The 20,591-nt window shown below is 71.4% G+C and carries 22 protein-coding genes and 1 riboswitch; of the genes, 9 read left to right on the plus strand and 13 right to left on the minus strand.

The window, feature by feature from the left end:
- Nucleotides 1-67: 67 nt before the first annotated feature.
- From RZO50_RS08015 to RZO50_RS08035, 5 genes are all read left to right on the plus strand, one after another.
- A complete protein-coding gene (locus RZO50_RS08015) occupies nucleotides 68-1,351 on the plus strand; it encodes an extracellular solute-binding protein (protein ID WP_322599188.1) in 1,284 nt (427 codons plus the stop codon).
- A gap of 103 nt (nucleotides 1,352-1,454) precedes the next feature.
- Nucleotides 1,455-2,432: a carbohydrate ABC transporter permease gene (locus RZO50_RS08020; RefSeq protein WP_322599189.1), complete on the plus strand. Its 978-nt coding sequence runs from the start codon at nucleotides 1,455-1,457 to the stop codon at nucleotides 2,430-2,432.
- A complete protein-coding gene (locus RZO50_RS08025; RefSeq protein ID WP_322599190.1) occupies nucleotides 2,429-3,400 on the plus strand; it encodes a carbohydrate ABC transporter permease in 972 nt (323 codons plus the stop codon). Before RZO50_RS08020 ends, RZO50_RS08025 begins: the two co-directional genes overlap by 4 nt.
- Before the next feature lie 43 nt (nucleotides 3,401-3,443).
- Nucleotides 3,444-4,367: an ROK family protein gene (locus RZO50_RS08030; protein ID WP_322599191.1), complete on the plus strand. Its 924-nt coding sequence runs from the start codon at nucleotides 3,444-3,446 to the stop codon at nucleotides 4,365-4,367.
- Nucleotides 4,360-5,139, plus strand: a complete 780-nt coding sequence (locus RZO50_RS08035) for a glucosamine-6-phosphate deaminase (RefSeq protein WP_322599192.1) — start codon at nucleotides 4,360-4,362, stop codon at nucleotides 5,137-5,139. The genes RZO50_RS08030 and RZO50_RS08035 overlap by 8 nt, the downstream gene beginning before the upstream one ends.
- Before the next feature lie 115 nt (nucleotides 5,140-5,254).
- On the opposite strand, the gene RZO50_RS08040 is transcribed toward RZO50_RS08035, so the two are convergent.
- Genes RZO50_RS08040 through RZO50_RS08060 form a run of 5 tightly spaced genes read right to left on the minus strand, consistent with a single transcriptional unit; the run spans nucleotide 5,255 to nucleotide 10,111 of the window.
- The gene (locus RZO50_RS08040; RefSeq protein WP_322599193.1) at nucleotides 5,255-5,653 is read right to left on the minus strand and encodes an NUDIX hydrolase; all 399 of its coding nucleotides are present in this window, start codon (nucleotides 5,651-5,653) and stop codon (nucleotides 5,255-5,257) included.
- The gene (locus tag RZO50_RS08045) at nucleotides 5,650-7,029 is read right to left on the minus strand and encodes an FAD-binding oxidoreductase (protein ID WP_416211589.1); all 1,380 of its coding nucleotides are present in this window, start codon (nucleotides 7,027-7,029) and stop codon (nucleotides 5,650-5,652) included. Before RZO50_RS08045 ends, RZO50_RS08040 begins: the two co-directional genes overlap by 4 nt.
- Before the next feature lie 8 nt (nucleotides 7,030-7,037).
- Nucleotides 7,038-7,430 carry a YrdB family protein gene (locus RZO50_RS08050; RefSeq protein WP_322599195.1) on the minus strand — a complete coding sequence of 131 codons (393 nt, stop codon included), beginning with the start codon at nucleotides 7,428-7,430 and terminating at the stop codon, nucleotides 7,038-7,040.
- A gap of 9 nt (nucleotides 7,431-7,439) precedes the next feature.
- Nucleotides 7,440-8,624, minus strand: coding sequence for an N-acetylglucosamine-6-phosphate deacetylase (gene nagA / locus RZO50_RS08055; RefSeq protein WP_322599196.1), 1,185 nt, complete (start codon nucleotides 8,622-8,624; stop codon nucleotides 7,440-7,442).
- Nucleotides 8,615-10,111 (minus strand): family 20 glycosylhydrolase, encoded by a 1,497-nt coding sequence (locus RZO50_RS08060; protein ID WP_322599197.1) that lies wholly within the window; start codon nucleotides 10,109-10,111, stop codon nucleotides 8,615-8,617. The genes nagA and RZO50_RS08060 overlap by 10 nt, the downstream gene beginning before the upstream one ends.
- 46 nt (nucleotides 10,112-10,157) lie before the next feature.
- Nucleotides 10,158-10,241: riboswitch (ZMP/ZTP riboswitch) on the plus strand.
- 38 nt (nucleotides 10,242-10,279) lie between these two features.
- Here RZO50_RS08060 and glyA point away from each other — a divergent pair.
- Both glyA and RZO50_RS08070 read left to right on the plus strand, forming a co-directional pair.
- Nucleotides 10,280-11,554 carry a serine hydroxymethyltransferase gene (gene glyA / locus RZO50_RS08065; protein ID WP_322599198.1) on the plus strand — a complete coding sequence of 425 codons (1,275 nt, stop codon included), beginning with the start codon at nucleotides 10,280-10,282 and terminating at the stop codon, nucleotides 11,552-11,554.
- A gap of 103 nt (nucleotides 11,555-11,657) precedes the next feature.
- On the plus strand, nucleotides 11,658-12,539 hold the full coding sequence (locus RZO50_RS08070; RefSeq protein WP_322599199.1) for a bifunctional methylenetetrahydrofolate dehydrogenase/methenyltetrahydrofolate cyclohydrolase: 882 nt from the start codon (nucleotides 11,658-11,660) through the stop codon (nucleotides 12,537-12,539).
- Nucleotides 12,540-12,574: 35 nt separating this feature from the next.
- Here RZO50_RS08070 and RZO50_RS08075 read toward each other — a convergent pair whose 3' ends face one another.
- From RZO50_RS08075 to RZO50_RS08090, 4 genes are all read right to left on the minus strand, one after another.
- Nucleotides 12,575-13,225 carry an NAD(P)H-dependent oxidoreductase gene (locus RZO50_RS08075; RefSeq protein ID WP_322599200.1) on the minus strand — a complete coding sequence of 217 codons (651 nt, stop codon included), beginning with the start codon at nucleotides 13,223-13,225 and terminating at the stop codon, nucleotides 12,575-12,577.
- Complete coding sequence (locus RZO50_RS08080; protein ID WP_322599201.1) at nucleotides 13,222-13,698, minus strand: MarR family winged helix-turn-helix transcriptional regulator; 477 nt, start codon at nucleotides 13,696-13,698, stop codon at nucleotides 13,222-13,224. The genes RZO50_RS08075 and RZO50_RS08080 overlap by 4 nt, the downstream gene beginning before the upstream one ends.
- 74 nt (nucleotides 13,699-13,772) lie before the next feature.
- Nucleotides 13,773-14,246, minus strand: coding sequence for a hypothetical protein (locus RZO50_RS08085; protein ID WP_322599202.1), 474 nt, complete (start codon nucleotides 14,244-14,246; stop codon nucleotides 13,773-13,775).
- Nucleotides 14,247-14,292: 46 nt separating this feature from the next.
- A complete protein-coding gene (locus RZO50_RS08090) occupies nucleotides 14,293-15,087 on the minus strand; it encodes a transglutaminase-like domain-containing protein (RefSeq protein ID WP_322599203.1) in 795 nt (264 codons plus the stop codon).
- 98 nt (nucleotides 15,088-15,185) lie between these two features.
- Here RZO50_RS08090 and RZO50_RS08095 point away from each other — a divergent pair, with 98 nt between their 5' ends.
- On the plus strand, nucleotides 15,186-15,485 hold the full coding sequence (locus RZO50_RS08095) for a hypothetical protein (protein WP_322599204.1): 300 nt from the start codon (nucleotides 15,186-15,188) through the stop codon (nucleotides 15,483-15,485).
- On the opposite strand, the gene RZO50_RS08100 is transcribed toward RZO50_RS08095, so the two are convergent.
- From RZO50_RS08100 to RZO50_RS08110, 3 genes are read right to left on the minus strand one after another with little or no spacing between them, the layout of a single operon-like run.
- Nucleotides 15,479-16,054 (minus strand): polyamine aminopropyltransferase, encoded by a 576-nt coding sequence (locus tag RZO50_RS08100; RefSeq protein WP_322599205.1) that lies wholly within the window; start codon nucleotides 16,052-16,054, stop codon nucleotides 15,479-15,481. The genes RZO50_RS08095 and RZO50_RS08100 overlap by 7 nt on opposite strands.
- A 59-nt stretch (nucleotides 16,055-16,113) precedes the next feature.
- Nucleotides 16,114-16,524 (minus strand): hotdog fold thioesterase, encoded by a 411-nt coding sequence (locus tag RZO50_RS08105; protein ID WP_322599206.1) that lies wholly within the window; start codon nucleotides 16,522-16,524, stop codon nucleotides 16,114-16,116.
- Between the two features lie 4 nt (nucleotides 16,525-16,528).
- Complete coding sequence (locus RZO50_RS08110; RefSeq protein WP_322599207.1) at nucleotides 16,529-17,146, minus strand: SIMPL domain-containing protein; 618 nt, start codon at nucleotides 17,144-17,146, stop codon at nucleotides 16,529-16,531.
- Between the two features lie 208 nt (nucleotides 17,147-17,354).
- Between RZO50_RS08110 and RZO50_RS08115 the strand changes: the two genes are divergently transcribed.
- Nucleotides 17,355-18,824 (plus strand): NAD-dependent succinate-semialdehyde dehydrogenase, encoded by a 1,470-nt coding sequence (locus RZO50_RS08115; RefSeq protein WP_322599208.1) that lies wholly within the window; start codon nucleotides 17,355-17,357, stop codon nucleotides 18,822-18,824.
- Nucleotides 18,825-18,839: 15 nt separating this feature from the next.
- On the opposite strand, the gene RZO50_RS08120 is transcribed toward RZO50_RS08115, so the two are convergent.
- Nucleotides 18,840-20,501 carry a vWA domain-containing protein gene (locus RZO50_RS08120; protein ID WP_322599209.1) on the minus strand — a complete coding sequence of 554 codons (1,662 nt, stop codon included), beginning with the start codon at nucleotides 20,499-20,501 and terminating at the stop codon, nucleotides 18,840-18,842.
- Between the last annotated feature and the right edge of the window lie 90 nt (nucleotides 20,502-20,591).

A 20,591-nucleotide genomic window follows, 5' to 3' on the forward strand; every position in this document is an offset into this window, starting at 1 on the left:
CACGCACCACCCTCACCGGCGGGTCACCCGGACCCGTCCCCACCAAGAGAAAACGAAGGATGACACCATGAAGCACAAGCTCGGCGCGTTCGCGCTCGTGGGCGCCTCGGCTGTCGCTCTCGCCGGCTGCGCCGGTGGCAATGACGCCGCCTCCTCAGAGCCGGAGACCGGCGATCTGACGGTCTGGCTCGTCGGGACCGACACCCCCCAGACGGCGCGCGACTACCTGACCGAGACCTTCGAGGCCGAGAACGAGGGCTGGACGCTCACGATCGAGGAGAAGACCTGGGCGGACGTCTCCGACACCTACACGGCGGCGCTGTCCTCGAACGACAGCCCCGACGTCGTCGAGGTCGGCAACACCCAGGCGCTCGGCTTCGCCGACGCCGGACTGTTCCTCGACATCTCCGACATCCAGGAGGACCTCGGTGGCGACGACCTCCTCGGCGGTCTCGTCGACGCGGGCACCTACGACGGCGCACTGTACGCCGCCCCGTACTACGCCGGCGGCCGTGTGGTCTTCTACAGCCCGATGATGGTCGACGAGGTCCCTGCGACCCTCGAGGAGTACGTCGCCGAAGGCGAGGCGCTGACCACCGACAGTGTCTCCGGTATCTACGCGCCGGGTAAGGACTGGTACAACGCCCTTCCGTACATCTGGGCCTACGGCGGCGAGATCGCCGTGCAGGACGGCGACACGTGGGACGCGCAGTTCTCCAGTCCGGAGAGCCTCGAGGGGCTCGAGCTGCTGCAGCAGGTCTACCTCAACGCCTCGGTCGCCCCGGCGGACGGCAACGAGCTGATGGCCAACATCGCGTTCTGCAACGGCGAGGCCGGGTTCATCTCCAGCCCCGCGTGGGCCGAAGGCAACCTGACCGGTGCCTGGCCGTGGGGTGACGAGGCGGCCGGCGAAGAGGTCTCCGAAGGATGCCCCGACACGTACGCCAAGGACCTCGGCGCCTTCGCGCTGCCGGGCCTGACCGAAGGCGAGACCGCGCCGATCTTCGCCGGCGGCTCGAATGTGGCCGTCGCCACCAAGAGCGCGGCCCCGGAGAAGGCGAAGGCGGCCCTGGAGATCATGCTCTCCGAGGACTACCAGGTCCTGCTGGCGGAGCAGGGGCTGACCCCGGGCATCGTCTCGGCCGCCTCGGCGCTGCCGGACACCCCCGTCGCCCAGGCTCAGGCCGCCGCGCTCGCCAACTCCAAGGGCACCCCCGCCAGCCCGAACTGGGCCGAGGTCGAAGCCGCGCAGATCATCCCGGATGCGCTGGTCAAGATCGCCCAGGGTGGCGACGTCACCGAGATCGCCACGACGCTCGACGAGCAGGTCGAGGCCATCCTCAACGGCTGACCCCGGTCCGCCGGTGAAGGGGGCCCGGGCTCCGGGCCCCCTTCACCTTCCGCCGGCGTCGAGCCGGCACCCCCGCATCCGCACCATCGAGAGAGGAGGCGACATGAGCGAGACCCGCGCCCTCACCGTCCGGCGCCCGTCCTCCGGGCGACGCCCGACCGTGTCGCTGACCCCGCGCGAGCGCTCCCGGCGTCGTCGCGAAGCCCGCGGCGCCTGGTCGCTGCTCAGTCCGTCGCTGATCATCCTCGGGGTGATGGTCGGATACCCCGCCGTGCTGATGGTGATCCAGTCCTTCACCGACTACACCGTCAAGAACAAGGTCCAGGGCACCCTCCCGGCCTTCATCGGGTTCGAGAACTACATCGACCTGTTCACCCAGTCCGACTTCCCCGCGGTGCTCATGCGCAGTCTCGGGCTGATGGTCGTCCTCACGGTGCTGAACATGTCCCTCGGCGTCCTCGTCGCCGTCCTGATGACGCGGTTGTCGCGGGCGTGGCGGATCGTCGTGTCGATCGGTCTCCTCCTGGCCTGGGCGATGCCGCCCCTGACGGCCACCGTCGTGTGGGGATGGATCTTCGACACGCAGTACGGCGTCGTCAACTGGGCGATGAACACGCTCACCGGCACCACCGACTGGACGAACCACTCGTGGTTGCTGAATCCGTGGTCGTTCTTCTTCGTGCTGACCATCATCATCGTCTGGCAGTCGGTGCCGTTCGTGGCCTTCACCACCTACGCCGGCCTCGGACAGGTGCCCGGCGAAGTCCTCGAGGCGGCCTCCCTCGACGGCGCGCACCCGTGGAAGCGCTTCTGGTTCATCGTGTTCCCGTACCTGCGCAGCATCCTCACCGTCGTGCTCGTGCTGCAGATCATCTGGAACCTGCGCATCTTCACCCAGGTCTACGCCCTGCAGAGCCGCGGGGGCCTGGCCTCCGAGACGAATGTGCTCGGCACCTACCTGTTCCGCCAGGGCGTCGGCGAATTCGGCTCCACAGCCGCCATCGGCGTCGTCATGGTCATCCTGCTGCTCGTCCTGTCGTGGGGATACGTGCGCACCACCCTGAAGGAGGAGGAGCTGTGAGCACACAGGTCACCACCGCCACCCAGGTCGGCACCGTGGGTGTCGACGAGGTGCTCGGCGAGCCCGGGTCGCCCAAGACGCCGAAGCCGGGGTCGTTGCACGCCCGCCGCCCGTCCCGTCGGCGCGTCGTCGTCCGGACGCTGCTGAACTCCGCCGCCGCGATCGTGTTCGGCATGAGCGTGTTCCCGGTCTACTGGATGGTGAACATGTCGCTGACACCCAACAGCGACATCATCACGCGCGAGCCGAGCTTCCTGCCGTTCGACGCCACGCTGCAGAACTACGTCACGGCCTGGACGCGCGAGGCCGCGCCGGGGCAGACGGACTTCCCGCACGCGCTCATGACCTCGCTGACGGTGACCGCCGGTGTGCTCGTCGCCACTTTGCTGTTCGCCTTCCTCGCCTCGATCGCCGTCGCCCGCTTCCACTTCAAGGGGCGCCGCGGGTTCATCATCTCGGTCCTCATCGTGCAGATGATCCCCGGGGAGGCGATGATGTTCACCATCTACGGGATGATCGACGACTGGCAGCTGATGAACACGCTGCTCGGCCTCGGGATCGTCTACACGGCGGCGGTCATCCCGTTCACGATCTGGACGCTCCGGGGGTTCGTCGCCGGGGTCCCGGCCGACCTCGAGGAAGCCGCGATGATCGACGGGTGCACGAAGTCGCAGGCGTTCTGGAAGGTCACCTTCCCGCTGCTGGCGCCCGGACTGATCTCGACCGGGATCTTCGCCTTCATCCAGTCGTGGAACGAATTCACGATGGCGTTGCTGCTCATGAGCGGCTACAACCTCCCCCTCATGCCGTGGCTGAACGCCTTCCAGTCCTCCAGTGTCGGCGGATCCGTGGACTGGGGGGCCGTGATGGCCGGGTCGACGCTCATCGCCATCCCGGTGATGATCTTCTTCCTCATCGTCCAGGGCAAGATGACCGGGGGCCTCGTGGCCGGGGCGGTCAAGGGCTGATGGTCCGGCGCACCACCGCCGCCTCCCGTCGGGAGAGCGGCCGATGAGGGTCGGGCTCGACGTGGGCGGCACGAAGACCGACGCCGTCGTCGTCGACGACGACGCACGGGTCCTGGCCCGCACGCGGCTGGCGACCGGGTGGGGGGTCGACGCCGTCGCTGCGACCATCGCGCGCGCGGTCGACCTCGTCGCCGGGGAGGCCGGGATCGCCCGGGACGGGATCCGGTCGGTCGGAATCGGGATGCCCGGGCAGGTCGCCCCGGACTCGAACCGCGTCGTGCACGCGGTGAACCTCGGCGTGCACGAACTCGATGTCAGCCGGATCCTGGAACCCGTGCTCGGCCTGCCCGTGCGCGTCGAGAACGACGTCAAAGCCGCCGCGCGGGGAGCCCACGCGCTGCACGGACAGGGGTCCGGCACGATGGCGTACCTCAACGTCGGGACGGGGGTGGCGGCGGGCATCGTCGTGGACGGACAGCTGTGGCGCGGAGCGGGAGGCAGTGCGGGTGAGGTCGGTCATATCTCGATCGACCCCGCCGGTCCCGCCTGCCGGTGCGGACAACGGGGGTGCATCGAGGCGCTCGCCGGCGGTGGCGCCGTCGCGGCGCGCTGGGGGCGCCCCGGTGCGCTGCCGGTGCGTGACGTGTTCGACGCCGCCGACGCCGGCGACCCGCGCGCGGTCGCACTGCGCGACGACCTGGCGCGAGGCGTGGCAGCCGCCATCCGGATCCTGGTCCTGACCGCCGACGTCGACACGGTCGTCATCGGCGGGGGGCTCAGCGCCCTGGGCGACCGGCTGCTGGTGCCGGTCGCGGCAGAGCTCGACGCGGGGGCCGCCGCCTCCGCGTTCATCCGTTCGCTCCGCCTGCGCGAGCGCGCCACGCTGCTGCCGGCCGGATCGCCGGCGGCCGCCCTCGGCGCCGCGCTGGTCGGACGCACGTCCGAGGAGGTCCTCGCCCATGGCTGAAGTGGTCATCGTCCCCACCGCACAGGAGGCCGGTGGCCTCGTCGCAGACGCCATCGCGGGTCTGATCGCGCGGCGCCCCGATGCGGTGCTGGGCCTTGCCACCGGATCGACGCCGCTGCCGGTGTACGACGCGCTGCGGGTGCGGCTCGCCGGCGCCGATCTGTCCCGGGTCCGCGGCTTCGCCCTGGATGAATACGTCGGACTGGACCCGTCGCATCCGGAGAGCTACCGGTCGGTGATCTCCCGCGAGGTGGTCGGTCCGCTGGGGCTCGACCCCGCGCTCGTGCGTGTGCCGGACGGGGCGCTCGAGGGCATCGAGCACGCGGGCGAGGACTACGAGGCGGAGATCGAGGCGGTGGGCGGCATCGACCTGCAGATCCTCGGGATCGGCACCGACGGGCACATCGGGTTCAACGAACCGGGTTCCTCGTTCGCCTCGACGACCCGCGTGAAGACGCTCACCGAGCAGACGCGGCGCGACAATGCGCGGTTCTTCGCCTCGATCGACGATGTGCCGATGCACTGCATCACCCAGGGTCTCGGCACGATCCTGCGGGCACGCCACCTCGTGCTGCTGGCCTTCGGCGAGGGGAAGGCGGACGCCGTCGCCGCGGCCGTCGAGGGGCCGGTGTCGGCGTCGCTGCCGGGGTCGGCCATCCAGCTGCATCCGCACGTGACGGTCGTCGTCGACGAGGCGGCCGCGCGCGGCCTCGCCCACGCCGACTACTACCGCTACACCTACGCGAACAAACCCGCCTGGCAGGGTCTCTGACGCCCGCCGACTCGCGCCCCCGACTCGCCGACCCGGCCCTTTCGCGCCGACCCGGCCCGTTCCTGCGGGGAAGAAAGGGGTGGGTCGGCGCGAAAGGGGCGGCTCGGCGAAGGGGTCAGCGCCAGGCGAAACGGATGAGGTGGTTGCGGCTCAGGTTCGCCAGCGGCGTGTCGGGCACATCGTCCTCGGTGAGCCAGCGCACCTCCTCGATCTCGCCGGACGCCGTCGCCTCGGCGGTCCGCACCCGCAGCAGGAACGCATCGCCCACCACCTCGTGGCCGGGCTCGTTGGCCGCCGCGTCGGTGAAGCGTCCGAGCGGGACGAAGTCCCCGGGGGCGGCGACGATCCCGGTCTCCTCCGCCACCTCCCGCACGACCGCCGCGAGCGCGTCCTCGCCGGGATCGGGCTTGCCGCCCGGCTGCTGGAACACCCGTGCACCGCGCTTGCGCACCACGAGCGTGCGTGCGTCGTCCGAGACGACGACGGCGGCCGAGACCTGGATCGTGGCGCTCACCGGACGAAGACCTTCCCGGGATTCAGGATGCCGTCCGGGTCGAACACCCGCGTGATCCGGCGTTGGATCTCCCACTGATCGTCGCCGAGCTCGTCCGCCAGCCAGCGGCTCTTGAGCGTGCCCACACCGTGCTCGCCGGTGAGGGTGCCGCCGAGGGCCAGCGCCGCACGGAACAGAGCGTCGGCGGCTTCCCACACCCGCGGCGGGACCTCCACCACCCCTGCGGAGTCGGCTTCGGCCTCGAAGACGAAATTGGGATGCAGATTGCCGTCCCCGGCGTGCGCGACGGTCGGGATGACCAGGCCGTACTCGCGTTCGATGCGGCTGATCTCGTCGAACATGGCCGGAAGGGCGGAGCGCGGCACGGAGACGTCTTCGATCAGGGTAGTACCGAGGCGTTCCATCGCGCCGTGGAAGGCCCGTCGGACGGCGAGGAGTCGTTCACCCTCGGTCGGATCGCGGGTGATCGCGACGCGGCCTCCCGACCCGGTGAGCACCCGCGCGATCACGGCGGCATCGTCGGCGGCCGTCGCGCCGTCGGTCTGCACGGTCACCTGCGCGGTGCCCGGCGGCGGCGCGTCGAGCCCCAGGTGCGCGTGGATGGCGGCCAGCGACGCCGCATCCAGCAGCTCCATGATGGCCGGTTGCGCACCGGTGGCGGTCACGGCGGCAGCGGCCGAGGCGGCATCCCGCACGCCGGCGAAGGTCGCGGCGATCGTGCACGTCTCGCCCGGGATGATCCGCCGCAGTTTCAGGGTCGCTCCCACGATGACCCCGAGGGTGCCTTCGGATCCGATCAGGAGCGAGGTGAGGTCGAGTCCCGTGACGCCCTTGACGGTGCGGTGCCCCATGCGCAGCAGGCGCCCGTCGGCCAGGACGACATCCAGGGCGAGGACGGCGTCGCGCACGGCACCGTACTTCGCGCACAGCAGTCCGCCGGCACCCGTGGCGATGTTCCCGCCGACGGTCGAGATCGCGCGGCTGGCCGGATCGGGCGCCCACCACAGCCCGTGCTCGGCGAGGCGCTCGTTCAGATCTGCGTTCAGGATGCCCGGCTCCACGACCGCCAGCAGGTCGTCGGGACGGACCTCGAGGACGCGGTCCATTCCCCGCAGCGACAGCGCGATCTCCCCGTCGCCGGCGTTCGCGGCCCCGGCCAGGCCCGTTCCCGCGCCGCGGGTGACGACGGGGGTCCGGGTCGCGGTCGCCACGCGGAGGGTGGCCTGCACGTCTTCGACCGATTCGGCGTGGACCACGGCGATCGGCAGCCCCGCGGCGGCATGGCCGGACTTGTCGGCGCGTGCGGCGCGCCGAGAATCGAAGGTCACGTCGACGCGGTCGCCCAGCGCGTCGGCGAGACGGGCGACGACCTCGATGGCGTCGGTCACGAGAAGCGGCGACGCCCGACGAGGACTCCGGTGGCCACGGCGACGACGGCGAAGGCGAGGCCGATCCACGCGTAGCCGAGACTCCACCAGACGATCGTGGCCGAGGCGTACACGAGCAGTTCGACGATGCCGCGGACGAAGGGATGCACGGCGAAGACGGCGCGCGGGGAGACGAACAGGGCCCAGATGACGAGCGCGAGGGCCGGGGCGCCGATGCCGACGACGATGTTCCAGGGAAGATCGAAGGCGACGAACCCCCACAGGGCGAGCGAGCCGATCGCGAACAGCTCGCAGACGAAGGCGACGATGTCCAACGGCGTGAGGGGGGCGCGCATGCCCGGCGCGGGGGCTGCGGGCGCGGCCGACGAGGGGGAGGCGTTCTCGGGCATTCTGCGATTCTACGCCGCGTGCCCGTCGGCGCCCGGGGTGCCGACACCGGCGGTCCAGACGTGACGGACCGCGAGGTCGGCGGTGAGCAGCACGGCGTCGGCGTACGCCCCGGGTGCGAGGGCGCCGAGGTCGGTGCGGCCGATCGCCTGCGCCGGCGCCGACGTGAGTGCGTGGACGGCTTCGCCCAGAGGGACCCCGGCCTCGACGCACCGCCGCAGGGCGGCATCCTGCGTGAGGGTGGACCCCGCGATCGCGCGCGTTCCGCCCGCGAGTCGTGCGACCCCGCCCTCGACGTCGACCTCGAGCCCGCCGAGCACGTAGCGCCCGTCCGGGGCGCCGGCGGCGGCCATGGCATCGGTCACCAGTGCGATGCGGCCGGGGGCGGCGGCGAAGGCGAGGCGAACGACGTCGGGATGCAGGTGCACGCCGTCGGCGATGAGCTCGAGGGTGACACCGGGCGACGCGGCTGCCGCCGCCACGGGCCCCGGGGCGCGGTGGTGCAGCCCCGGCATGGCGTTGAAGGCGTGGGTGAGGATCCCGGCGCCGGCCTCGAAGGCGGCGCGGGCGAGGTCGACGTCGGCCGACGTGTGTCCCACGGCCGGGACCACTCCGGCGTCGCGCAGCGCCGCGATCGCCGCCATGGCCCCGGGCCGCTCGGGGGCGATCGTCACCTGTCGAACGGTGCCGCGCCCGGCCTCGAGGAGACGCGCGAGCGCGTCGGGGCTCGGATCGATGAGGAGGCGCGCGTCGTGCGCACCCTTGTGCGCTGGGTCCAGGAACGGGCCTTCGAGGTGCGAACCGAGGACGTCGGGGTCGGTGGCGGCGACATCTGCGATCGTCCCGGCTCGCGCGGCGAGGTCGTCGATCGAGGCGGTGACCAGGGAGATCAGCGCCCGGGTCGTGCCGTGCCGACGGTGGAGGGCGCGGGCGGTGCGGATGGCATCCGCTCCGTCGTCGTAGGCGACCCCGGCCCCGCCGTGGCCGTGCAGGTCGACGAAGCCCGGTGTGAGGATCGCGCCCGCCCCCGCGACGGCCGTGGCGTCGACGACGTCGGTGGTCGCATCCGTCCCGGCGCGCCAGGCGTCGCCGGTGCCGACGGCGGCCACGCGCCCGCCGTCGAAGCGGACCCAGGCGTCGCGGGTCGATACCGTGCCAGAGACCAGCCGGGCCGAGTGGATGATGCTCACACCCACGGGATCTCCTCCGACGCGTGGTAGCGGATCCCCTCGGCGCGCCACCTCGGCCCCTGCGCACCCACGCGCGACCGGAACGACTCCCACGTGCGTTCGGGGGAATCCCGCATCGCGGGCGACCACGCGGCCTCGGCGGCCGCGGCGACGCGCGGGAAGGCGAGGGCGTCGATGTCTTCGGCGGTGCGCACGGTCTCGGTCCACAGCGGCGCCTCGACGCCGAGGATGTCGGTCTCGGCGATCCCGTCGATCACGTCGGCCGGCTCCCACTCGTACGCGCGGCGCACCGACGTGTGACCGTTGGCCCAGGTGAGGCCGAGAGGGAAGTCGGGCTCGGGTTTCATGTCGAGGTAGACCGCGTCGGCGGGGGAGAGGATGAGGGACCCGCCACCGGTCACGAACCGGCGGGCTTTGTCGTCCATGCCGTCGGCGGGTGTCGCGAGCCCCCAGTACTGGCCGACGGTTCCGGGGGCGAGGGCCTCGGCCGCGCCGGCTTCATGCCACGCGACGGGGGTCTTCCCGAGGGCCGTGATCACCTCGGTCGCTCGGGCGACGAACGAGGCGAACAGGGCGGGGTCGGTGCCGAGGGCTTCGTCTCCGCCGAGGTGGAGGTAGGGACCCGGGGTGAGGGCGGCGAGGTCGGTGAACACGTCGGTGACGAAACGGTCGGTGGCGGGTTCGGCGATCCGCAGCGAGGAGAATCCCACGGCGAGACCCTGGTAGGGGGTGCCGGTGCGGGGGAGGCCGCCGCCGAAGGTCTCGACGGCGGTGCGCACGTCGTCGGTGATGACGGGTTCGGCGACGAGCTCGGGGTATGCCAGCCCGACGGCGTGCGTGTGGCCCGGCATGTCGATCTCCGGCACGACCGTCATGTGCCGCTGTGCGGCGTGGGTGACGATCCGTCGGTAGTCCGCGGCGGTGTAGTGACCGCCGCGGTCGTGGCCGATCGCCGTCTGCGAGGCCCGGGCGGCGAGTTCGGGTCGGGAGGGGAGCGCGATCCGCCAGCCTTGGTCGTCGCTGAGGTGCAGGTGAAGGTGGTTCATCTTCAGCGCCGCGGCCCGGTCGATCCAGGCACACACGGTGTCGACGTCGAAGAAATGGCGTGCCACGTCGAGCATGACCCCGCGGTAGGCGAACCGGGGGCCGTCGGCGATCGACACGGCCGGCACATGCCAACCCGTGTCGTCGCGTCGCAGCAGCTGCACCAGGGTGTGCGCTGCGTAGAAGAGCCCGGCCGGGTCTGCGCCCGTGACGAGCACCCCGCGGGACCCCGCTTCGATCGCATAGGACTCGGCGGGTCGGCCCGGGACGATCTCGAGCCGGATCCCCTCGCCGCGCTCGGCGGTGGCCCCGGCGACACGGGCGAGGCCTCGGCGCAGCACCTCCGTGGCGGCGTCGTCTCCGGTGATCCCGACACGGTCGCCGACGCGGAAAGCGGGAGCATCGTGCTCGCGGACCGACGTCGGGTGGGGCACCAGCGGCAGGGTCATGTAAGGAAACCTAACAAACTCGGATGCGGACGTCATCCGTTATGCTCGGGGATGTCGCGACTGGCGTTGAGGTGGAAGACCACCGGGAAGCGACCGCATGGCACGTCGACCGCACGCCTGGGCCGATCAACCGCTCGGAATCCCGATCCCGTCTGCAAGGAGAACGCCATGACCGACTCTTTCTTCACGGCCCCGCTCGCCGAGGTCGACCCCGAGATCGCCGAGGTGCTCCAGCGCGAGCTCGACCGCCAGCGCGGCTATCTCGAGATGATCGCCTCGGAGAACTTCGTGCCCGTCTCGGTCCTGCAGTCGCAGGGCTCGGTGCTCACGAACAAGTACGCCGAGGGATACCCCGGACGTCGCTACTACGGCGGCTGCGAGGAGGTCGATGTCGCTGAGGAGCTCGCGATCGCGCGCGCCAAGGAGCTCTTCGGCGCCGAGTACGCCAACGTCCAGCCCCACTCCGGCGCCACCGCCAACGCCGCGGTGCTCCACGCGATCGCGCGCCCCGGCGACACCATCCTCGGACTGGCCCTGGACCAGGGCGGGCACCTCACGCACGGCATGAAGATCAACTTCTCCGGGCGTCTCTACGACATCGTCGCGTACGGCGTCGACCCCGAGACGAGCGTCATCGACATGGACGAGGTGCACCGCCTCGCCGTTGAACACCGCCCCAAGGTGATCATCGCGGGATGGTCGGCCTACCCCCGCCAGCTCGACTTCGCCCGTTTCCGCGAGATCGCCGACGAGGTCGGCGCCTACCTCTGGGTCGACATGGCGCACTTCGCCGGACTCGTCGCCGCCGGCGTGCACCCGTCGCCGATCCCGCACGCACACGTGGTCTCCTCCACGGTGCACAAGACCATCGGCGGACCGCGCTCGGGCTTCATCCTGACCAACGACGCCGACATCGCCAAGAAGATCAACACCGCGGTGTTCCCCGGTCAGCAGGGCGGGCCGCTCATGCACGTGATCGCGGCGAAGGCCACCGCCTTCAAACTCGCGGGCACGCCGGAATTCCGCGACCGTCAGGAGCGCACCGTGCGTGGCGCGTCGATCATCGCCGAACGCCTCACCCGCGACGACGTCGCCGGGGCCGGCGTCGCCGTCCGCTCCGGCGGCACCGACGTGCACCTCGTGCTCGTCGACCTGCGCGAGGCCGAGATCGACGGCAAGCAGGCCGAAGACCTGCTGCACGAGATCCACATCACGGTCAACCGCAACGCCGTACCGAACGATCCGCGTCCGCCGATGGTCACCTCGGGTCTGCGCATCGGCACCCCGGCCCTGGCCACCCGCGGCTTCGGCGACGCCGAGTTCACCGAGGTCGCCGACGTCATCGCGCTCGCCCTGCAGCCCGGCGCCGACGTCGAGGCGCTGCGCGCCCGCGTGGCGGCCCTCACCGCCGCCTTCCCGCTCTACCCCGAGCTGCAGCAGTAAGCGCCGCACCGGCGACATCCGACACACCACGTCCGCCCCGAGACATCGCGCAACGCCCGATGTCTCGGGGCGGATGGGGTTCATCGATCCGAGAGGGAACGTCATGACCGCGACGAAACTGGACGGAAAGGCCGCCTCGGCGGCGATCAAGGATGAGCTGAGGGTCCGGGTGGCCGCGCTGGCCGAGAAGGGCGTCGTCCCCGGCATCGCCACCGTGCTCGTCGGCGCCGATCCGGCTTCGCAGCTGTACGTCGGGATGAAGCACCGCGCGAGCGAGGCGATCGGGATGAACTCCATCCAGCGGGAGCTGCCCGCCGATGCTACGCAGGCCGACGTAGAGGCGCTGATCGATGAGCTCAATGCCGACCCGACGTGCCACGGCTACATCGTGCAGCTGCCGTTGCCCGCGCATATCGACACCGACGCCGTGCTGGAGCGGATCGACCCCGCCAAGGACGCCGACGGCCTGCACCCGACCAACCTCGGCCGCCTCGTCCTGAACGTGAACGCACCGATCACGACCCCCCTGCCGTGCACACCGCGGGGCGTCATCGAACTGCTCCAGCGCAACGGCTACGACCTGAACGGCAAGGATGTCGTCGTCGTCGGCCGCGGGGTGACCATCGGGCGCTCGATCGGGCTGCTGCTGACGCGCCGGGAGATCAACGCCACCGTGACCCTCACCCACACGGGCACCGCCGACCTGGCGCACCACCTGAAGCAGGCGGATGTCATCGTGGCGGCGGCCGGGGTCGCGCACATCGTGCGCGCTGCCGACGTCAAGCCCGGCGCAGCCGTGCTCGACGTCGGTGTCACCCGCGAGACCGACCCCGACACCGGCAAGAGCGTCGTGTACGGCGACGTGCATCCGGATGTGGCCGAGGTCGCAGGATTCCTCTCGCCGAACCCCGGCGGCGTAGGGCCGATGACGGTGGCCCTGCTCATGACGAACGTCGTCGAGGCCGCAGAGCGCTCGCTGGCCTGATCGCCGCGCGGCTGATCTGAGCCGGGGGTCGCCGGTCAGGCCGCCACGGCGACGCGGGCGCGAGGGTGTGCTCGGAGCGCCTCGCCGTCAGTGCGGGCGAACGAAGCCATCGCGTCGACCCACCGGTCGCGATCGGCCGGGCGGCGGTGGCGCACCTCGCTTAATCGGGTCACGCCGCGCACGGCGACGCCGCAGTACCGCAGAGTGGCTGAGCGGAGCTGGCGGATCGCCGCGTCGCGGTAGGTCAGCGCGTTCCACCATCCCGGCGAGTCCATCGTCATGATGATGCGAGCGGTTCGTCCGGTGAGCAGCTTGTCCCACAGACGACCGGTTTCGCGGTAGCGGAACGCGGAACCCGACAGGAAGACGCGGTCGATCCAGGCCTTCAGGACCGCCGGGGCGCCTCCCCACCACTGGGGGAAGAAGAACACCAGATGGTCGGCCCAGACGACGTCGTCGATCGACGCGGCGGCGGCAGGGTCGAGGGGCGCGTCGCCGGCCGTCCGCGGAGCCCGCAGCTCGTCGCGGGCTCGGGGGAAGGCCGGAATCGGCGCGGCGGCCAGGTCGGTGACACGCACCTCCGCGCCGGTGTCGCGCGCGGCGTCGATGTAGGCACGGGCGAGTGCGTGGTTGAGGCTGTCGGCAAGGGGCGTGCCGACGACCACCAGGATGCGAGGGGCGGTCATTCGAGGTCTCCACGTTCGTGAGGGGTGTTCGTCGGGGGCGGTGCGGAGTTCTTCCGGCGGAACAGGTCGGTGAGCGTGTTCAACTGACCGTTGAGTGCGGCGATCCCGCCCGCGTCCGCGGAGGTGGCGATGACGGAGCGGAACTCCGCTTCGAGGTCATCTCCCGCGATCCGGACGAGATCGGCTCCGCGGGAGGTCAGCGACAGGCGGATGCTGCGGCCCTCGCCCGGGGCGTTGCGGGCAAGGACCCACCCCTGCTCGACAAGCGCCGGAACCCGCTTGCTCACGGCGGCCTTGGTCACGCCGAGGCACCGGGCGAGTGTCGTCATGTCGGCGGGCTGCGCGTCGGCGAGGACCGCGAGGAACTCGAAGACCGAGAAGGTCACACCGTGTCGTGTGCGCAGGGCATCGTCGGCGTACGCATCGATCTCGGCGACGAGTTCGTGGAGAGTGAAGGTCAGTCGATCGGCCACGCACTGAGTAAACCTGTTTACTCAGTGCGTGTCAACGTGTTGACACCTCGCGCCGGGGCGTCGCGGTGACCAGCTCAGGGGTGGTCTCGGCGAGGTCGGGCGGGCTCGGGGGACGCGGGGCCGCCGAGGGCCTTCACGTAGAGTTCCTGGCCCTTGGCTTCGACGCGCGCGGCGATGGCATCCCACACCATCCAGGCGATCGCGAGGATGATCGGGGGGAACACCCACCACGAGATCCACCCGCTCGTGTTCACCCCCGAGAGCAGAACGACGGCGATCCACACGATCAGCGCGACCAGGAGCACGATTCCCAGCTGAAGGATCTTCTCTCCCACCTTCGTGCGCTTGTGGACCGAGCCGGCCGCGCGCTTCTGGAAGAACCGCCGCATCGCCGGCCGCAGCCACACCGTCGCGATGGTCAGGAGCAGTGCCGCCCAGGGGGCGGCCCAGCCGACGGCGACGACCTGGCCCATCACGAGGGCGATCACGAGCAGCACGATGACGTTGAACGCCCACAGGGTGAGAAGGCGTACGACCCAGGTCTTCATGGCACCAGCCTGGCATGTCGGGTCGCCGGGTGCATGCGGTCGCGGTTCAGGTGAGGCCGACGAGGCGTTCGAGGTCGTCGTCGGGCAGCCGGTCCGCCGTGGCGGACACCTCCATCGACACCAGCGATGCGCCGCCGGCGGTGACCGTGAGGAACGCCGTGTCGGCCGCGTCGCGCCCGGTGGCGATGCGCAGCAGGGTGGCACGCGGCGCGAGGGTCGTGGCATCGACGACCCGCCAGGCTCCGTCGATCCAGGCTTCTGCGACGGCATGGAAGTCCATCGGGTCCAGGCCGGGCGCGTACACCGCGACGAGGCGGGCGGGCACGCCCAGGGCGCGCAGGAGCGCCACGCACGTGTGCGCGTAGTCGCGGCACACGCCGCGTCGGTTCAGGAGCGTGCGCACCGCGCCGTCGGTCGGAAGGCTCGATCCCGGCGCGTACGAGAGCCTCGTGCCGACCCAGGATGACACCGCCTTGAGGAGGGCCGGGCCGGGATCGATCCCCGCGAACTCGGCCGCGGCGGTGGGGGCGAGGGCGTCCGATTCGGCGTAGCGGCTGGGGCGCAGGTAGGTGACCAGATCGGTGTCGGTGGCCGTGTCCGGGTCACCCGTCCCGGCGACGTCGGCCTCATAGGACAGCTCGAGGCGGCCGGAGTCGCTCCTCACGCGGTGCAGTCGCGTGCCGTGCGCATCGGGGAGCTCGTCGACGCCCAGGGGCGTTCCGTCGAGCCGGACCGTCAGCGTCTCCTCGGGTGTGTGGTGGCGCGACACCGAGATCGCGAAGACGAGCTCGGCGGGTCCGGTGACGTCGAGGGCGATATGGGCGGAGACATTCCTCTGCATACTCCGAGTCTGGGGGAGCCGCGCCGATGTCGTCGAGGCTTGACATCGCCGCGAGTCGTTCGCGAAGGGCTGCCGCGTCGAGAAGGCAGGATGGAGTCATGAGGACAGTTCAGCTTCGCCGATACACGCTCGTCGACGGGGAGTACGACGCATTCGTCGATTGGTTCACGGAGCGGATGCCCCGCGTGCGTGCCGCGGCCGGGTTCACCATCGAGTTCGCGTACGGCATCCGCGAGACGAACGAGTTCGTCTGGGCGGTGAGCGCGGAGGGTGACGCCGAGGCCTTCCTCGCGCGCGAGGAGGCCTACCTCGCATCGGACGCGCGCGCCGAGATGTTCGCAGGGGTTCCGCAGCGGGTGGCCGAGTACAACGTGCGCCTGGTCTCCGAGACCTACTGACCGGCCGGAACGGCGATGCGGAACACGTACGCGAAGGCCGTCCGGGTGTAACGCACCCCGCGCCCGGACGCGCGGATCACATCGGCATCGACGCCGACGCGGGATGCGGGCACCAGGTCCTTCGCGAGGTCCGTGGTGCGCAGCCCATACCGGCCGTCGCGGTGGGTGATGACCCCGACGAGGTCGAACGCGGGGTCGAGGGCGGCGAGCGAGGCGTCCCCGTGGCTCGTGTTGGCCAGGAGCAGTCCGCCGGGGCGCAGGTATCGGCGGCAGTGGTCCGAGGCGGGGCCGGCGTAGAGCGAGATCAGCAGGTCGACCGACGCATCCGGAATGTCCAGCGGTTCGCGGTAGTCCGCGCGGTGGAAGCGGAACACGGCGTCCTCGCGGTGCGGGTCGTGTGCGTGGAGCTCGGCGCGGACCGCATCCGCGTCGGCGAAGTACCGTTCGGCCCGCCGATCGAGGTCGACGTAGTCCACGGACCGGATGGCGGTCGACGGCGACGCGTCGACGTACGATCCCGCATACAGCGTACGGTCGACGCCCCACATCTGGTGCACCGCGTCGAACATCGCAGAACGATCCCCGATCGAGGCGCGATATGTCGTCCAGGTCGGACGGGTGCGGGCACTCACGGCGACTCGCGGGGTCGACGCACTCGGCCGCGGATCTCGGCGATCACCCGGCCGCACTTCTCGACGCGCGCGTCGTACACCCCGGTGCGACCGCTGACCGCGCGCACCTCGGCGATCGCGACGAGCTCGTCCCCCTCCGCGGAGGAGGCGAGGAAGACGACATCGGCCCCCGCCACCAGTGCGGCCTCCGCGGTGTCGTTGCTCGCCAGGGCGATCGCGGTGTCGGCGAGGGCGAACACCATGCCCCCGTGCGTCACGCCGGCGCCGTTGACCATGTCGCGTCGCACCGTCATGCGCACCGCGGCGTAGCCCGGTTCGGCGCGGTCCACGCGGATGCCGAGCGCGGCGATGACGCCGTCTTCCGCGGCGATCCGCCGGGAGTGCGCGGTGGCGTGCGCATCGACCATGACGTCAGGAGGTTTCGAACTCGGCGGTCACCTCGACGCGCACGGTGATATCGGGGACCGAGACCTCGGCGCTCTCGCCGGCACTCATCGCGGCACTGCGAAGCCCCATCGGGGCAGGTCCTGCCTCGCCGGAGCGGAGGGTCGCGACACGGGCCACGGTCGTGCCGAGCGCGGCCGCGAAGTCGTCGGCTTCGACGCGCGCATCGCTGACGGCGGCGGCCCGGATCTCGCGTGTCACCCGCATCCGGGTCACCTCGGTCAGCGCCCACGACGTGTGGACGGAGGCGCCCATGGCGCTCAACTCCTCGACGGTGCCGGCGACGCGATCGAGATTCGACAGCTTCACCTGCACCGAACTGGATGCGACGTGCTCGCGGTGAGGGGATCCGTCGTTGTCGATCCACTGGCGGATGCCCGTCGACAACGTCGACGCGTGGTGCCATGTCGCGTCGCCGGAGGCGTGCAGTTCGCCCGCCCGCGCCGCGAGGCGGTTGTGGAGCGCGGTCCCCTCCGCCATCGCGGTGCCGCGATCGTGGTGCGAGACCGACACGCGCGCGATGAGCGTCGCGCGTTCGGCCGCGATGTGCCGCTCGGCCGATCCGACGGTGGTGATGACGGTCATGGGTGCCTCCCCGCGCGGCGGGTCCGGGCGCCGTCGCCTGCGCCCTCATGCAACCACGTCGAGGCGGTCGGCGCCATCGCCGCGCCGCATCCGACGGTCGCCGCGCCGTCCGGTCGGCGTATGCGGTTGTACACCGTGGACAGCGCCGAGACCCCCGCGGGCGGGCACAATGGGCGGGACGGCCACCGCGACGGAGGAGGACTCGACGATGACGCTGGACCGAGAGAGCGCACTGCTGGCACATGTCCCGGACGGGCTGCTGATCGGCGGTGCGTGGCGGGCGGCAGAGGGCGGAGCGACCCTCCCGGTGTTCGACCCGGCGACGGGGGACCGGCTGCTCACGATCGCCGATGCGTCGGTCGCCGACGGCGCCGCGGCGATGGACGCCGCGGCGGAGGCCTTCGCTGCCTGGTCGCGCACGCCCGCTCGCGAACGGGCGGAGCTGCTGCGCCGGGCCTTCGACCTCCTGCAGGAGCGCAAGGAGGACTTCGCGCTGCTGATGACCCTCGAGATGGGCAAGCCCCTCGCGGAGGCACGCGGTGAAGTCGCGTACGGCGGCGAATTCCTGCGGTGGTTCAGCGAGGAGGCCGTGCGTGCTTCGGGGCGGTACGGCGCCAATCCGGAGGGGACCGGCCGGATGATCGTCTCCCAGCATCCCGTCGGCCCGTGCTACCTCATCACCCCCTGGAACTTCCCGCTGGCGATGGCCACGCGCAAGATCGCCCCCGCACTCGCGGCCGGGTGCACCGTCGTGGTCAAGCCCGCGGAGCTGACGCCGTTGACGACCCTGCTGTTCGCGAAGCTGCTGCAGGACGCCGGAGTCCCGGACGGCGTCGTCAACGTCATCACGACCTCCGCCAGCGCGGCGGTCTCCGAGCCGATCATCCGCGATCCCCGTCTGCGGAAGCTCTCGTTCACCGGGTCGACCCCCGTCGGGCGGAAGCTGCTCGAGCAGGCCGCCCACGGCGTGCTGCGGACCTCCATGGAGCTCGGCGGCAACGCCCCGTTCGTGGTCTTCGACGACGCCGACCTCGACAAGGCCGTGGACGGGGCCATGCTGGCGAAGTTCCGCAACATCGGCCAGGCCTGCACGGCCGCGAACCGGTTCATCGTCCACCGGTCGGTGGCGGACGAGTTCGCGCGCCGGGTCACCGAACGCGTCGAGACGATGCGCATCGGACGCGGTACCGAGGAGGGCGTGACCATCGGGCCGCTCATCGACGACCGGGCGGTCGAGAAGGCGCGCACGCTCGTCGCGGACGCGGTGGAACGGGGCGCGCGTCTGGCCACGGGCGGGTCGCCTCTCGAGGGGGCCGGCACCTTCTTCGAACCCACGGTCGTGACCGACGTGCCGGCGGGCAGCGACATCCTCCGCGAGGAGATCTTCGGCCCGGTGCTGGCGATCGTCCCGTTCGACGACGAGGACGAGGCCGTGCACCTGGCCAATGACACCGAGTACGGCCTGGTCTCCTACGTCTTCACCGAGAACCTCGCGCGCGGGCAGCGCATGATCGAACGCCTCGAGACCGGGATGATGGGCCTGAACGTGGGAGTCGTCTCCAACGCGGCAGCACCCTTCGGGGGATGGAAGATGTCCGGGCTCGGTCGCGAGGGGGGAGCGGAGGGCATCCACGAATACCTGGAGACGAAGTACACCCTGACCCCGAACCCGTTCTGAGTCGATCGGTGCGGGTCACCCGCAGTTCGGCCGACAGCCGCGCTGGGTGACCGCGTCGACCAGCACCGTCCCGATGTCGGTGGGTTCGAGGGCCTGATAGGCGGCGCCGTCGGTCGCGGCGGCGATCTGCTCGAGGGCGGCCTGGTCGGTGTCGGGACCGTACCCGATGGCGATGACGGCGACGGGTCGGGACGGATCGCGCAGTTTCTCGAGCTCGACGAGCAGCTCGGGCAGATCCAGACCCTGATCGTCTTCGTTGAGACCGTCGGTGTTGAGCAGCACGAGGTTCACCCGGTCGGGTTCGTAGGTCTCCCGCATGTACGTCACGGCCGCCAGCACGCTGTCGTACAGCCCGGTGCCGCCGCCGACGAGGCGGTCCAGGCCGTTGGCGGTCTCGATGACCCGTTCCTTGTGGGCAGCGTCGCCGAGCGGGCCGAACGGGTCGATCTCCTGCCAGTCCTGACCGCCGATGCGTCTGCTGGAGAAGACCCAGGTCGCCAGGGACGAATCGTCGGAGAGGGAGTTGATGGCACGGACGGCGGCCTGCTCGAAGAGGTCGATGCGGCGCATGTCCGCCGTGACCGGCTCGCGCATCGAGCCGGATACATCGTTGAGAGACAGCATCCGCGAGGGCGCCGTGAGCATCTGCCAGGTGCGCAGTGCCTCGGCCTCGTTCGCGCCGCCCGCCGGGTCGGCGGCGGTGTCGACATCGGTCGTCGCGCTGTCGAAGGCTTCGCCGTCTGGTCCCCGCCATCCGTGAGCGGCGAGGAGTTCCGGCGAGGAGACCATGGCGCCGGCGAACTGCTCGACGGCGGTCATCGCCTGGTCGTTTGCGTCCTCGGGCGTGACCACGGTGGCGCGGACGACCGGTGTCACGTCCGCGGGCAGCACGGCGGTCAACGACGAGTCCGCCGCGCGCAGCGCGTGCTCGGTCGTCACCGCGAGGGTGGGCGAGGTCGCGGCCCCAGCGGCGGCGAGCGCCTCCGAGGCCGAAGAAGTCGCGGCCGTGTCCAACGCGAGTGCGAGCGCCGTGAAGGCCCGCGCGTCACCGCCGAGGACCACCTGGAGGCCGAGCAGCGCCGCGGCGCTCGACGCGTCGGCTCCCGGGTCGGCCATGACGGTGGCGACCTCGCCGCCGGCGACGGTCGCGAAGCCGGGTGCGTCACCGAGGGTCGCGGCGGTCTCGGCGGTCGTTGCGAACACCACCGGCGAGGTGGCCACGGTCGGTCCGACGAGGAGCCCTGCAGAGGGGGTCTCGGTGCGCTCGGCCTGCGCGGCCGCCCACGCGGGCCACATCGCCGAGTCGGGGATCCACAGGTCGAAGGTCGGGGCGTCCCCCGCGGCCAGCGACGCGGCGGTCGCTCGGCTGGGCTCGACGGTGATCGTGACCGGTGGGCAGGCGGCGCCGGCGGCGGCGAGGTCCGCGGCGACAGCGTCCACGACGTCGGCCAGCGCCGGGTCCGTGGTCACGCGGATCTCCGCGGGCAGGCACCCCGGCGGATCCGCCTCGCTCGGCGCGGTCGCGGTCGCCGCGCCGCGGGCGAACATGACGGTCACGACGGCGACGAGGGCCACCAGGAGCGCGAAGACCACGACGGCCAGCACCACGACGGGGCGGCGGTACGGGCCGGGGCTCGGGGCGTCGGTCGAGGGCGCGTTCGGGTGCGCTCGGTGCACGGGGTACTCCGGGAGACTGGCAGGTGATGCCCGCGGGTGGGTCGACCCCGTACCGGACAGCACGGCGTCGTACGACGGGTGGCCACAGCC

It is taken from the genome of Microbacterium xanthum (genome assembly GCF_034531355.1).
GTDB lineage: Bacteria > Actinomycetota > Actinomycetes > Actinomycetales > Microbacteriaceae > Microbacterium > Microbacterium xanthum.